The organism is Algoriphagus lutimaris (assembly GCF_017051705.1).
GTDB classification, from domain to species: domain Bacteria; phylum Bacteroidota; class Bacteroidia; order Cytophagales; family Cyclobacteriaceae; genus Algoriphagus; species Algoriphagus lutimaris.
In genome coordinates this window covers 2065435-2080280 of the sequence record NZ_JAFIDJ010000001.1, presented here as the reverse complement: position 1 = coordinate 2080280, position 14846 = coordinate 2065435, and the positions used below count along the sequence as shown (strand labels likewise).

10 protein-coding genes are annotated in these 14846 nt (G+C 39.3%); 8 read left to right on the top strand and 2 right to left on the bottom strand.

All coding sequences use genetic code 11. The annotated features are described in order from the left end of the window. Window positions 1-49: 49 nt before the first annotated feature. Window positions 50-955: a YitT family protein gene (locus JYB62_RS08560; protein ID WP_205644979.1), complete on the bottom strand. Its 906-nt coding sequence runs from the start codon at window positions 953-955 to the stop codon at window positions 50-52. 297 nt (window positions 956-1252) lie between these two features. On the opposite strand from JYB62_RS08560, the gene JYB62_RS08555 reads away from it, so the two are divergent. The 3 genes from JYB62_RS08555 to JYB62_RS08545 all read left to right on the top strand — a co-directional run bounded on the left by JYB62_RS08555 (window position 1253) and on the right by JYB62_RS08545 (window position 4657). After that, on the top strand, window positions 1253-2680 hold the full coding sequence (locus tag JYB62_RS08555) for a circularly permuted type 2 ATP-grasp protein (protein WP_205644978.1): 1428 nt from the start codon (window positions 1253-1255) through the stop codon (window positions 2678-2680). 7 nt (window positions 2681-2687) lie between these two features. Beyond that, window positions 2688-3668: an alpha-E domain-containing protein gene (locus JYB62_RS08550; RefSeq protein ID WP_205644977.1), complete on the top strand. Its 981-nt coding sequence runs from the start codon at window positions 2688-2690 to the stop codon at window positions 3666-3668. Between the two features lie 128 nt (window positions 3669-3796). Next, on the top strand, window positions 3797-4657 hold the full coding sequence (locus JYB62_RS08545) for a transglutaminase family protein (protein WP_205644976.1): 861 nt from the start codon (window positions 3797-3799) through the stop codon (window positions 4655-4657). Here the strand turns inward: JYB62_RS08545 and JYB62_RS08540 are convergent. Beyond that, on the bottom strand, window positions 4654-5421 hold the full coding sequence (locus JYB62_RS08540; RefSeq protein WP_205644975.1) for a DUF6503 family protein: 768 nt from the start codon (window positions 5419-5421) through the stop codon (window positions 4654-4656). The genes JYB62_RS08545 and JYB62_RS08540 overlap by 4 nt on opposite strands. Window positions 5422-5738: 317 nt before the next feature. Here JYB62_RS08540 and JYB62_RS08535 point away from each other — a divergent pair, with 317 nt between their 5' ends. The 5 genes from JYB62_RS08535 (at window position 5739) to JYB62_RS08515 (ending at window position 14734) form a co-directional block, all read left to right on the top strand. Beyond that, entirely contained in the window at window positions 5739-6962 is a 1224-nt protein-coding gene (locus JYB62_RS08535; protein ID WP_205644974.1) for a PepSY-associated TM helix domain-containing protein, read from the top strand. 161 nt (window positions 6963-7123) lie between these two features. Beyond that, complete coding sequence (locus JYB62_RS08530) at window positions 7124-7792, top strand: response regulator transcription factor (protein ID WP_205644973.1); 669 nt, start codon at window positions 7124-7126, stop codon at window positions 7790-7792. Continuing rightward, on the top strand, window positions 7789-9153 hold the full coding sequence (locus tag JYB62_RS08525) for a sensor histidine kinase (protein WP_205644972.1): 1365 nt from the start codon (window positions 7789-7791) through the stop codon (window positions 9151-9153). The genes JYB62_RS08530 and JYB62_RS08525 overlap by 4 nt, the downstream gene beginning before the upstream one ends. 89 nt (window positions 9154-9242) lie before the next feature. Beyond that, window positions 9243-13577, top strand: coding sequence for a CusA/CzcA family heavy metal efflux RND transporter (locus JYB62_RS08520; protein WP_205644971.1), 4335 nt, complete (start codon window positions 9243-9245; stop codon window positions 13575-13577). Then, a complete protein-coding gene (locus JYB62_RS08515; protein WP_205644970.1) occupies window positions 13577-14734 on the top strand; it encodes an efflux RND transporter periplasmic adaptor subunit in 1158 nt (385 codons plus the stop codon). Before JYB62_RS08520 ends, JYB62_RS08515 begins: the two co-directional genes overlap by 1 nt. Window positions 14735-14846: the final 112 nt, after the last annotated feature.

Below are 14846 nucleotides of genomic sequence, written 5' to 3'. Positions count from 1 at the left end.
TAAACGATTCTAAAAAGCCAAAGAAACCAATTCTTTGGCTTTTGGCTTTTTAATGCATCGGCCTTTTTTTGATCATTCCCCCTTTGGTGTCTTTGATAGGGTATTGAATCACAAATGCCTTCGGATCTATTTTTTCAATTTCATTCAGCAATCTCGTGACCTCAAGTCTGGTGATGACACAGAAAAGAACCTTTCTTTCGGGGTACAGATTGGCTTTTTCACCATATCCACCATCCGATTTTAAAGCCGTAACCCCTCTACCCAATCCGTGGGAAATCATCGATTTTATTTCTTCAGTTTGGGGAGACATAATCATTACCCCTAAGTATTCTTCCACGCCGTTGATTAGAAAGTCTACAGTTTTCGAAGCAGAGAAATAAGTCAACATGGAATACATGGCTGTTTCTATATTGACAAAAACTGCTGCTACGATAAATAGGAATACATTGAATACGGTAATGAAGTCTCCGACGGTTAAGCTTGATTTTCTACTAACTGAAATAGCCAAGACCTCAGTTCCGTCTATTACCGCACCACCTCGAATGGCAAATCCAATGCCACTTCCTAGAAAGAATCCTCCAAATACGGCTATCAATAATTTATCAGCGGTAATGGTTGGAACCTCTATGTAATGGACAAGGAGTGCTAAACCAAAGATGGCAATACTGGACTTAATGGCGAATGGCCAGGAAAACTGTTTTGCTCCCAAAAGGATAAATGGAATATTGACTAAAACAATTAAGACCGAAAGATTGACAGGGGTCAGGATTTCCAATAACAGAGAAACTCCCATGGCTCCTCCATCAAAAAAACCATTGGGAAGTAAAAAACCTTTTAACCCAATACTGGCCATACAGGTACCTATGGCAATAAAAATAAAATCCTTCCAAGTACTCCAGGAGGTAAGCCTTGATGTAAAACTCGGACTGACTGAATTAAAACTTTCATTATTCATATTGTAAAATAAGGCTTTTATCAAGTGTATTTAATAGCAAGGCTTAAGAATACTTTGTAAATTATATCATTCATCGGATTTTGAGTAGATGGCATATTTGGCATTCTTCTCTTTGAATAGGATATCAAGTAGAATCTATCAATATATTATTGAATTAATAAATAGACCTGTTTTTTGAATATTTTATAGTTGAAATTAAATTTTGATAAAAATTCACTCGTACATGGTTTGATAATTTGACTTTTATCTATTTTAAGCTATCTTATTTGACCTCATATTTTAAAAAATAGATTTTTAATGAAAACAGAAGGATATAGTGCAGGGGAGCATTTTGACGAAATGTTTACTCCAGAAGGTGAAGTGAGGCCTCATTACGAAGGCTTTTTCCAGTTTTTGAATAAAGCATCTTCAAAAAAAATGAAGCATCTTCAATTTTCGGCCAATAAAACTCAATTGGCCATGGGAATGACCTTCAATGTATACCATGACAATCAAGGGATGGAGAAAATCTTACATCTCGATATCATTCCCAGAATTATCTCCAATTCAGAGTGGAAAAAATTGGAGGCGGGGTTAAAGCAGCGAGTGTACGCATTAAATCTATTCCTTCAGGATATTTACAATGATCAAAAGATTTTAAAAGATGGGGTGGTACCTGCGGAGCTGATCTTAAAAAGTAAAGATTATTTAAAGCCCTGTATTGGCTTAACCCCTCCAAAAGGAATCTGGTGTCACATTACCGGTACTGATTTGGTTAGGGATAAAAGTGGGGAGTTTTATATTCTGGAAGATAATCTCCGTTGCCCATCCGGAGTTTCCTATATGTTGGAAAGCAGAGAGATTATTAAAAGAGTTTACCCGGAATTGTTCAATAATAAAGGAGTGATGCCTGTTTCCGATTATCCTGCCAAGCTTCTTAAAATGTTGCAAAATATAAGCGGAAAACAAAAACCAGTAGTGGGTGTGCTGACACCTGGGATTTATAATTCGGCCTATTTCGAACATTCGTATTTAGCGCTCCAAATGGGGGTTGAACTCGTAAGTGGGGTAGACCTAATTGTAGAAAACAAAAAAGTATATATGCAGACCACCAAAGGTTTGCAACAAATTGATGTAATCTATCGAAGAATAGATGATACATTTTTAGATCCCACGGTTTTCAACCCAGATTCCATGCTGGGTATTCCTGGAGTTTTTGAAGCCTATAAGGCAGGAAATATTGGGTTGGCAAATGCTCCGGGTACTGGTGTAGCAGATGATAAAGCGGTATATGCCTATGTACCCAAGATTATAAAATATTACTTGGATGAGGATCCTATTTTAAATAACGTGCCTACTTACTTATGTAGAGAGGAAGATGATCGTAACTATGTACTGGAAAATATCCATGAATTAGTGGTCAAAGAGACTAATGCCGCTGGAGGCTATGGAATGTTGATAGGTCCAAAAGCTACGAAAGAAGAGCATGAGCACTTTAAGACCTTAATTAAAAACAATCCTTCGAATTACATTGCTCAACCTACCTTATCCCTTTCTACAGTTCCAAGCTTAACAGACGAAGGAGTAGTGGGAAGACATGTGGATTTAAGGCCCTATATTTTATATGGAGAAAATATCGAGGTGATACCTGGAGCATTGACCCGAGTTGCCCTGAAAAAAGGTTCCCTTGTGGTAAACAGTTCACAAGGGGGAGGAAGTAAAGATACTTGGGTATTATATAACTAATTAAACTATGCTGAGTAGAGTAGCAAATCACATTTATTGGCTAGGGAGGTACCTAGAAAGAGCAGAAAACTATGCTCGATTTATTGATGTCAATTTTAATTTAATGCAGGACTTGCCTCTTGATCTTAAAGAACAATGGCAACCTTTAATTGCTGCCACAGGTGATTTAAAATTTTACCTTGAATCCCATAAAACTTTCTCCAGAGATCAGGTGCTTTTTTTCTTATCCTTTGATGAGAAAAATCCCAATTCTATGATCAATTCGATTTATCGTGCTCGGGAAAATGCCCGAATTATTAGGGAAAGTTTAAGCAAAGAAACCTGGGAGGAGGTAAATGAGCTTTATTACATGATTAAAAATGGAGCAGTCAAAAAATTGTGGAAAAAGGAAGATCCCCGCAGCTTTTTTGAACAAATTAAAAACCAGATCCTATTGATTTATGGAATAGCTGATAATACAGTTGCTAGAACCGAAGGATGGTTTTTTAGGCAATTAGGTCAATTTTTGGAAAGAGCAGATCAAACTTCCAGGATACTGGATGTAAAATATCATATTCTCCTACCTTCTTCTGATGAAGTGGGGACTCCCTTGGATTTCTTACATTGGATGGCCCTGTTGAAATCTGTTACAGGATTTAATTCTTATAGAAGAATCTATGGAAATATCGATCCCGCAGGAGTTGTTGAATTCATGGTGTTAAATAAATATTTTCCTAGGTCCATCTATTATTGTTTGAAAGAAGCAGAAAACTGCCTCTTAGCCATTTCAGGGAACATGTCTGGTGGCTATCAAAATAGTGCGGAAAAGGCCATGGGGGAATTACGTTCCAAGCTAGAATATGCTGAAGTGAGCGAGATTATAAATATAGGTTTGCATGAATATTTGGATAGCCTTCAAATTAAGATCAACCATATCTCCAATCATGTCAACGAGAACTTCTTTAAAATCAAAGACAATCTCTTAGTACAAAGCCAGGTGAATGAATAGAATTCACGAATTCAATTTCTACCCATCTGCGGTTTGAATTGCCTTCGAAATGGTACTTTTCATTGGAAGTAGCGAGCGAAAAATTCCCTTGGACTTCCGGATTTCTTTTATAGTTACACTATATCATAATGAGACTTCAAGTCAACCATGTCACTGATTATGCATATGAAGGTCAGGTATACATTGGTGTACATAAACTTTATTTGTTCCCACAGGTACGTCCACATTTTAAAATTCTGAATACAGATCTTAGGATTTTCCCTAATCCAGTCAATCAAAGTATGAGGCAGGACCTTTTCGGCAATTTTTATTCTCTGGTTTGGTTTAATGATTTATCAAGCCGGTTAAAAATAGAGAGTGCACTGACTTTGGAAATAGAAAGTTTTAACCCGTTTGCATTCTTGGTGGATGATGAGTTTGTCCAATCGAATACTCATTCTTCTTACCCTTTCTTTATATATTCAGGTCCTGAAAAAGAAATAATTTCTTATTTTATATTTGATGATCAGATTCCTGATTACCAATTTTTTATAAACAAATTTTGGAAAAGAAATGAAGACCTCATTGGTTTCTTGGTTAGAATTACGGCAGGAGTAAAAGCAGAATGGCAACATGTAATCCGGTATGAAATGGACCTTTGGACTCCTCATTTTACTTTTTCAGAAAAGAAGGGTTCCTGTCGAGATTTGGCTTGGATGCTCATGAATATACTTGGGAATATGGGGCTTGCCACTAAGTTTGTAAGTGGATATGCTTTTAATCCCGAATTAAACGATGGGCATGAATTACACGCTTGGTTGGAGGTTTATCTTCCTGGAGCAGGGTGGGTAGGATTGGACCCAAGTTTGGGACTATTAACAGATCATCATTATATCCCATTAGCAGCTCATGCCAAACCAGCTCTGGCATCACCGGTTCAAGGTACTTTTACAGGTAAAGGAGAATCTCAGCTAGTTACGGATGTTCAAATCAAATTGATCAAGAATTAATCGGCATACACTCCTTTTTCAGGTTTATCAAAAATTGAATCGTCAAAAGATTCATCTAATAATAAGATGTCAGCAAAACTTACCTGGTAGCGGATGCCTTTTGTAGAATCGTTTTCAATGGTAAAACCTGTGAGGTACCTTGGAAATACCAAGCCATCTGCTTCTCGGTAATCCTCATATCTTAATGCTGTAAAGGGTGGGTTTGGATTGCCAAAATAGGTAACTGTATAAAGTAAATATTCTAACCTTCCTGTTTCTTCATTGAGTAGCATGAAATATTGGTCATCGGGGGACTTTCCATTCTCCGCATTCATTTTAGCTTGTAAAGTTTTATAGGAGACTCCATTTAAGACCTTGTTTTCTACTTGTGAAACAGTGATTCCCGGATCTGTGAAGACATAGGGGATAGAATAAAAGTAGAAATATAAATTATGGTAAAAGTCAATCGACTGTCCTCCGAAAGAGTCTCGACTTGGAGAAACCCAGGTGCCAGTATCATCTTTTCCTATTGAAAAATTGAAACCATCCAATCGAATTTTTCGGGAATCTAAGTTGATGAAATAGTTCTCTTGGGTCAAATTGGTTTCGTGGATCATAGAAAAACTCATGGCTTTGGCTTGTATCCATTTTGACCAGTCTCCATGTGCATCCAATAACGCTTCGTATTCAGGAGATACTTCAGGTAAAGGTTTTTCATCATTGGGTTGACAAGCAAAACATAAGACCAATAATAGGGCTGACAACAAAGGGCTTATTTTCTTCATTATTCGAATATTTGAGGCTCAAGTTAAAGATATTCATGGAACCAATACCATTTGGATTGGATCATTTAAAAAATACTTAGGCAAAGAAAAAGCCCAAGAACTATCTCTTAGTTTTTTAATTCCAAAGAAGTCCATAGAGAATTCTTGATTTTTTGAATATTGGACTTCTGGTTCCAATTGAAACTCCTCTTTTTAAAGGCTAAAAAAAATCGATTATTTTATATTGGAATTAGTCTAAATAATAATTAGGATTGTTAGTTTTGTGCCTAAACCATAAAAGAAGCTGCCTGTCAGACCATTAATCCATTGACCTTCTCATGACGAAATCAACTCTTTGGCAATCCGTACGACATATTTTCAATGAAATCCATCTTTATGCAGGATTGATTTCTGGCATTATCGTAATAGTAGTCTGTTTAAGTGGGACGATCTATGTTTACAATACTGAGATCAGAGAATCCGCAAATCCCGAGCTCTACAGGGTAGAGGAAATCGGGGAGAGGAAATCTGCAGAAGCATTGAAATTGAAGTTGGAAGGCGAGCTGGAGTCAAACGTAGTAGGTGTCAATTGGAATACGGATCCAGAAAGTAGTGTTCAGTTTACCTTGAAAAAGGAGGAGGAAAAGGGGAGAGGGACCACCTATTTTGTAAATCCTTATACGGGTGAAATTTTGGGAGATTCAGGGGTTAAAACTGTAGCATCTGAGTTTATGGGGTATATGTTTAGCCTTCACAGATGGTTGTTATTAGATAGAATCGAGGCTCCAATTATGGAGAGCATGTCTAATCGTGATTTGGGAAGGTTTATCAACGGAATCGCGACCTTGCTTTTTACCCTTGGAGTGATTACTGGTATAGTAATCTGGTTTCCTAAAAAAGTGAAGAACTGGAGACAAGGTCTGAAAGTAAAATGGAATGCAAACTGGAAAAGAGTCAATCACGACCTGCACAACACTTTAGCTTTTTATTCCTTGATATTTTTATTGATCATGGGAGCTACAGGTCCATTTTGGTCTTTTCAATGGTATAGAGAAGGTTGGCAGAAAACATGGGATACCTATAGAGACCCTAATGCTAAAGTTGAGGATAGTGCCAAACCTGAACCTCTGGCAATCACTCCAGGAGAATTTACTCTGGATGAAGTAATAGAAGCCACCGATGCTGCCCTTTCTTATGAAGGTGTTTACAGAATTTCCTTGCCAGGGCAGGACACCGAACCAATTAGTGTCAGTAAGTATAGAAGTGGATTTTTTGCAAGAGCAGGAGCTGATCAGTTAAAAATTAATGGAGGTACGCTTGAAGTAGTAGAAGCTAATTTATTCTCAGACTTACCATTTAGGCAGCAGGTAGGTAGATCGGTAAAATCTTTGCACACAGGAGAGATCTTTGGGCAATTCACTAAATTTATCTGGTTTTTGGCATGCCTGATTGCTACCAGTTTACCGATCACAGGCACCCTTATTTGGCTAAATAAAAAGAAGAAGAAGAAAAAGCCATCTAAAAAAAGAAAGCCTGTAGAGAGAAAAGTGGAAATGGCCTAATATTTTAAGCCCCTTCTTAGCAGAAAGGGCTCTTTTTTTTGAATCATTCTACTACTTTTAAGAGAATCTTAAGAGCATTGCCTTGTCCCGAGAAGATTTAACGCAGAAATTTACTTTAATAAACAATTGTTGGGAAGATCTAGAAATAAACCATTTAGCGGATGCGTATTCTGGTAGTAGAAGATGAACCTGGGATTTCCAGTTTTTTAAAGCAAGGATTAGAGGAAGAGGCCTTTGCTGTGGATGTAGCAGATAATGGGAAGGTTGGGCTGGAGTTGGCGTTATCAGGAAGTTATGATTTGCTTTTACTGGATTGGATGCTTCCTGGATTCAGCGGGATAGAAATTACCAGGCAGTTTAGAAAAGAATTCCCGAGTACCCCGATTCTATTTCTAACCGCAAAAGACACCGTGGATGAGACCATAGTTGGACTTCAATCCGGTGCTAATGATTACATTAAAAAGCCTTTCCATTTTGAAGAATTGTTGGAAAGAATAAGGGTGCAGCTTAGGTCAAAAGTGGGTGAATACGAGAAATTTACATTGGGCCCCATTGAATTGTACACAGATAGACACCAAGTCTATAAGAATGGAGAAGAGGTACAATTGACCCAGAAAGAATTTGCCTTGTTGGAATATCTGTTGCGTAACAAAAACAAAGTTTGCCGAAGAACTCGCATCATCGAAAGTGTTTGGGATATTCATTTCGAATATAACACTGGGGTAATTGATGTGTTTATCAATTCATTACGTAAAAAATTAGACCTTCAAAAGGATGAAGACTATATCCTGACTGTAAGAGGTGTGGGTTATATGGCTAAGGAAAAATGAAATCATCGTATAAAGAGAAAATAGCGCGGAGGTTGACTTTGGTTACGGCATTGCTGGTGATGTTTGTTTTCGGGATCATTTACCTCGTGGTGGATTTTACGGTAGTGGACAATATCGATCAGGAATTGGAGATAGAATCTAATAAGCACGTGGGGCAGATTTTTTTAGCCAATGGGGAAATCAAGTTCATGCACAAAGATGAATGGCAGGAACAAGAACATCAGGAGATTCAATTGAATCCTATATTTATAGAAATAGTCGATCTGGAAGGGAATTCCATGGATAAGTCCCCGAACCTTGGGGCCAATCGTTTGTTATTTCATCCCAATTGGAGTTCCAAAGAAGGTGCTTGGACCATCAACATTGCAGGGCAGGAAGTTCGTCAGAAACAAATGTTGCTGAAACACGAAGGTAAGCCGGAAGGATATATGTTGTTGGCTACTTCCTTTGAGGATGCTAGGGAGTTATTGGATAACCTCCGGAATATTCTGTTGATTTTGTATCCAGGGATTCTAATATCCTTGTTTCTAACCATGAGATACCTAGCTGGTAAAAGTATTCAGCCCATTCAAAAGATTATTTCCAAGACTAATCAAATCACTCAGAGTAATCTCAATGAACGTGTACCAGTATTGGACCAGGAAGACGAAATAGGGCAATTGACCCGGTCGATCAATGAATTGCTTAACCGATTGGAACAATCAATGATCCGTGAAAAGCAATTTACTTCAGATGCTTCCCATGAATTAAGAACGCCACTTTCAGTGATGCGAGGAACCTTGGAGGTGTTGATTAGAAAGCCAAGAACTTCGGAAGAGTATGTGAAGAAAATCCAAACTGCTTTAGAAAGTATAGATCGAATGTCAGCCATGATTGATCAGTTGTTGGCCTTGGCAAGAGTGGAAAGGAGTGGAGAATCTATAAAAGATGAGGTGGAAATTATGTCCTTTGTCGAGGAAGTAGCGGTTCAAATTGAAAAAGAAACAGGTCGGGAAGTTCGTTTTCAAACCGAGGAGTCCATTCCTGTTTTTGTACAGGTCAGTGAAAAGTCATTACAAATGATTTTGAATAATTTGATCCAAAATGCCATTAAATATTCAGACGGGCCTATTGACTTGGAGATACAAGTCGAAAATGGAAAGCCCTTGATTTTTGTAAAGGATCAGGGACATGGTATTGGAGAAGAATCCATTAAAAAGATTTTCGATCCTTTTTATAGAGACCCCTCAGCTTTGGAAAAATTGATCCCTGGAACGGGTTTAGGGTTAGCAATTGTTAAAAAACTTGCCCAAGAAAGTGGTATTGAAATCAGTGTTTCCAGTGAATTAGGGTCTGGAAGTGCCTTTTGTCTGGGTTTCTGACCTTTTCCCATTCTTAAGATAATCTTAAGGTTTTTAAAAGAAGTCTTTAGGATTAATTGTGGATTTTTGACTAACAATTAGAGTATTCGATGTTAGACAAAATTATCCAGTGGAGCATAAATAATAAGCTCATCATTTTTCTGGCCATCGCAGGATGGATTGCTTTTGGGATTTATTCTTTGAGTTCATTACCTATCGGGGCTGTTCCTGATGTAACCAATAATCAGGTTCAAGTGATTACCACTTCCAGAAACTTAGCTACGGAGGATGTCGAAAAGTACTTGACTTATCCTGTAGAATTGGAGATGGCCAACTTACCTGGAGTTCAGGAAATCAGATCTGTTTCCAAGTTTGGACTTTCGGTAGTGACTATTGTTTTTGATGATGATTTAGGGACTTATCTTCCACGACAGTTGATCGCCGAGCGTATTAAAATAGCTCAAGAAAGTATTCCGGAAGGGTTTGGTCAGCCGTTTATGGGGCCTATTACTACAGGATTGGGAGAGATTTATCAATATGTGGTAGATGTGAAGCCAGGCTATGAAGGTCAATACACTACCACGGATTTAAGAACTATTCAGGATTGGATCGTAAGAAGACAGCTTTCGGGTATTCCGGGTGTGGTAGAAGTGAACACTTGGGGAGGTTTTTTAAAGCAATATGAAGTTTCTATCAATCCGGAGCGATTGAAGGGGATGCAGATTAACCTATCCGATGTGTTTAAAGCTTTGGAACAAAATAATTCCATCGCAGGTGGAGGATACATTGAGAAAACGAATGAGAGTTTCTTTATCCGAGGAGAGGGCTTGGTAGAAAGTCTGGAGGATATTGGAAATATCGTCATAGAAAGCAGGGATGGTACTCCTATTTATATTCGAGACATCGCTACCGTAGGGTTTGGACATGCCAATCGATTTGGCGCCATTACCGGAAATGGAGAAGGAGAAAAAGTATTGGGGCAGGTGATGATGCTCAAAGGTGCGGATTCGAAAGGAACCATAGAACGAGTAAAGGAGAGATTAGAGGAAATTCAGCCCAGCTTACCGGAAGGAATTGAAATTAATGGGTTTCTAGATAGGTCTGAATTGGTAGGTAGAACAACTTCTACCATTTCCAAAAACCTGATTGAAGGTTGTTTGATCGTGGTATTCGTGGTGGTGCTTCTCTTGGGAAATATCCGCTCTGGTTTGGTGGTAGCTTCTATTATTCCCTTGAGTTTATTATTTGCACTCTCCATGATGAACATCTTTGGGGTAGATGCCAACCTAATGAGTTTGGGGGCCATTGACTTTGGGATCATCATCGATGGGGCAGTGATTATTGTGGAATTTATTGCTTATAAATTCACCCAAATACACAAGAATTTCGCTGGGTTAAGCAAGTCGGAAATCCAGAAACAGAAGGACCAGGTGGCATTTAACGGGGCATCTAAAATGATGCATTCTGCAATTTTTGGTCAGATCATCATCATTATTGTATTTATTCCTATTCTCTCACTTTCCGGAGTAGAAGGAAAAATGTTCCGTCCCATGGCAGAGGTATTCAGTTTTGCTTTGATCGGTGCAATGATCCTTGGATTGACCTATGTGCCAGTGGTTTCTTCTTTGTTTTTGAAATCCACTCCTCCGGGACCAAAAAATATCTCCACACTTTTGATTCGTCAGATCAATAAAGTGTATGAGCCTACCATTAAATGGGCCTTGGACAACTCTAAAATTGTTTTGAGTACTGCCGCTGCCATGCTAATCGCTGCGGTATTGTTATTCTCGTCCATGGGATCTGAATTTGTTCCCACCCTGGATGAGGGGGATTTTGTCATCCAGCCAGTGTTGAAGACAGGTACATCTTTGACTAATACCGTGGAGACCATGACCCAGATCGAAAAGATCTTGATGAAATTTCCAGAGGTGAATCAAGTGGTTACCCGAATCGGAGCTGCTGAAATCCCAACAGACCCCATGTCAATGGAGGAAACAGATGTTATTGTGACTTTGCACCCGCCATCAGAATGGACCACGGTAGAAACCAAGGATGAATTGGCGGATAAGTTCAAGGAGGCCTTGGAGGTAATTCCAGGCCTGGATTATGAGTTTACCCAGCCCATCGAAATGCGTTTTAATGAGCTGATTACCGGGGTAAGGGCTGATTTGGCGATCAAAGTGTTTGGTGACGATTTGGATCAGTTGCTTAAAACAGGAAATGAAATAGAGGCTGCTATCCAAGGAGTGGAAGGTGCAGCGGATATTATCGTGGAAAAAGTGGATGGTTTACCTCAGATGAAAATTGAGTACAACCGCAGTAAGATAGCCAAGTATGGGTTGAATATTTCTGAGTTGAACGACATCGTGACGATGGGTTTTGCTGGAGCTACTGCAGGAAAGGTGTTTGAGGGAGAACGGCAGTTTGACTTGGTGCTTCGTTTTGAGAAAGATTTTAGGAAAGATATTTCAAACATTGAACAAGCATCGATCTTATTGCCTGACGGGGGAAGTGTTCCGTTAGGGGAGTTGGCAACGATTTCCTATACCAAAGGCCCTGCAAAGATATCCAGAGATGATACCCAAAGAAGGATTGTGGTAGGAGTAAATGTCAGAAATAGGGATTTGCAGTCCGTGGTGGATGATATTCAGGAAATCATCCGTACGCAAATAGATATTCCAGAAGGCTATCGTGTGGATTATGGAGGTCAGTTTGAAAACTTACAACAGGCGAGAAACCGCTTGTTGATTGCAGTTCCAATTGCCTTGATCTTGATTTTTGTGCTCTTATATTTTGCTTTCTCCTCCACAAGGGATGCCTTGATGATTTATTCAGCAATTCCGCTTTCAGCTATAGGAGGAGTATTGCTACTATGGGTAAGAGATATGCCATTCAGTATTTCCGCTGGAGTCGGCTTTATAGCCCTGTTTGGGATTGCTGTCTTGAATGGGATTGTGTTAATAGAACATTTTAAATCCATGGAATCTAAGTATTCAGATATCAAACAATTGGTATTGATTGGAGCCAAGGAACGATTGAGACCCGTATTGTTGACGGCATCTGCTGCGGCATTGGGATTTTTGCCCATGGCAGTTTCAGGTTCTGCCGGTGCCGAGGTACAAAGACCTTTGGCGACTGTAGTAATTGGAGGTTTGATTTCAGCCACGATTTTGACCTTGGTAGTTTTACCTGTTCTGTATGTTTTATTTAAAGGAGGAGTGAAAATTTCTGTTTCGGGTGCCAAAAAGGCCGGACTGAGTCTGTTGATCCTACTTTCATTGAGTACCGTTACAATGGCTCAGGAGCAGCCTGAAGAGCTCACACTGACCTTGGATGAAGCTGTGAACATGGCTTTGGAGCAAAACCTCAACTTACAAGCAGCGAGTAAAGGGCTAGAAGCAGCTAGCGTAAAAACTGGAGCAGGATGGGATATTTCAAAGATGCAGCTATTCTATTCTCGAGATGAAAACGATATCGCTGAAAATGGCTATGCCAATAACAAGTGGGGACTTCTCCAAAGTTTTGCCTTCCCTTCCTTGTATACAGCGCAGAAAAATGTGCTACAGGATCAGGTAGCCATGCAGGAAAGTCAATTGGCCATTCAGCAGCGGAGCCTACGTGGGGAAGTCAGTAAAGCTTATGTTACTGCTGTTCATTGGGATGAGGTAAAAAATCATTATGCAAAGTTGGATAGTTTATATAGGGTATTTGCGAATGCAGCAGATAGACGATTTGAATTGGGTGAAACCAATTACCTGGAAAAATTAACTGCCTCAGGAAAACAGCGTGAAATTGGGTTGAAGCTCACAGAAGCAGGACAGAATTTTCAAGTCGCTTTGGAAGGATTAAAGATTTTGTTGAATTGGGAGGGAGACTTGAATGTAGTGGATTCAGGCATTGAACTGAAATTAGCCGAATTAGATATGGAATCTCATCCCGGAGTCAATTATTACCAAAATGCACTGATGCAAGCTGATCATCAGGTGCAAGTTGAGAAAAGGAAGTTACTTCCGGATCTGACATTGGAGTATGCCCGAGGAACCAACGTGTATTCAGGTTCAAAAATATATCCTTCCTACATGGGAGGAATTAGCGTTCCGCTATTTTTTGGGGCCCAAAAGTCTCAAGTCAGAGCCAGCAAGTTTCGTAAAGAAATGATGGAACTTGAAGCTTTGAACTATGAAAAAAAACTGAGTTCCAGGTATAGCCAAACCCAGTACAAGGTAGATCAGAATTTGGAGGTCATCCGATATTATCAGGAAGAGGGTGAGCAGTTGGCTACTCAACTGATGGAACAAGCAAATCGATCCTATCAAGAAGGAGAGATAGACTTTCTCCAATTTGTTCAACTGATGGAGAACTCCATGAATATCACGCTGCAATACCTAGAAAGCAGATACAATTACCAAATCAATGTGTTAGAATTAAACTATCTCATCAACTGATGGAAGCTATAAAATCAACTATTTGTAAAAGCCTTATTATCGCGTGTTCTATAGGGGCATTGTTTCAATGTAGTTCAAAAACAGAGGACGCCTCCGGTGGCGTGGAAATTCAGTCTGTTGTAGGTAATTCGGATCAGATTTCCTTGACTCAGGCACAATACGATGCCATGAATATGGAGTGGGGAAATATGGTTTTGAAAACTTTTTCCGAGGAACTGAAAGTGCAAGGTCAGGTGAAAATTCCTGTCGAGGGAATGCAGGATATCACGCCCTTTTTTGGAGGATATGTTTCCGGTCTCAAACTAATGGAAGGGCAAGAGGTTCGAAAAGGAGAGGTGTTGTTTTACTTAGAAAGCCCTGAGTTTGTGAAATTACAGCAGGACTATCTGGAAACAACAAGTCAGCTGAATTACTTAAAGCAGGAGTTTGAAAGACAGAAAACCCTTTATGGAGAGAAAATAGCTTCCCAAAAAGGATATTTAAAAGCAGAGTCAGATTACAAAAGTACCTTGGCAAGATCAGAAAGTCTGAAGAAGCAACTGGCGATGATCCATGTCAATACGGATCAGCTTACTCCGGCTACTATTCAGGCAAAAGTTCCGATAATTTCTCCAATTGCCGGATTTGTGGAAAGCGTATTTACGGTACCTGGGACGTTTTTGCCTTCTGCTTCCAAAGCTGCCACACTGATCAGTACAGAGCACATGCATATTGAGCTGAATATTTTCGAAAAAGATGCGGTTCATGTAGCGGAAGGTCAAGGAGTGATTTTTACACTTCCGGACTTACCCGGGAGTGAATTCGAAGCAAAAGTGTATGTGGTAGGAAAATCGATCAGCGAACAACGTTTTGTTCCGGTTCATGCCCATTTAGTAGATGAGAGTCAAGAAAAACGACTGGTTCCTGGAATGTATTTAGAAGCTAGGGTTCAGTTAGCACCTCAGGAAGGATGGTCTCTACCTGTAGCCGCTGTAGTAGAATCAGAAGGGAGGAATTATGTGTTGGTTCAAAGTGGAACCAATGATCAGGGCTTTGTTCTTACTAAAGTAGAAGTTCAATTGGGTAGACAAAATGATCAGTTGGTAGAAATATATCCCAATCAACAGCTGAATGAAAATTCAAAAATTTTGGTAAAAGGAGCATTTAATTTGCTTTGATCGACCCTAACACTTTTAAAAGAAGCCTCCTTTCGGGAGGCTTTTTTTATGTATGTGAAAGTTTAGCATTTATATATTTTTTAATAACAAATAAGTAACAATTACTACATAT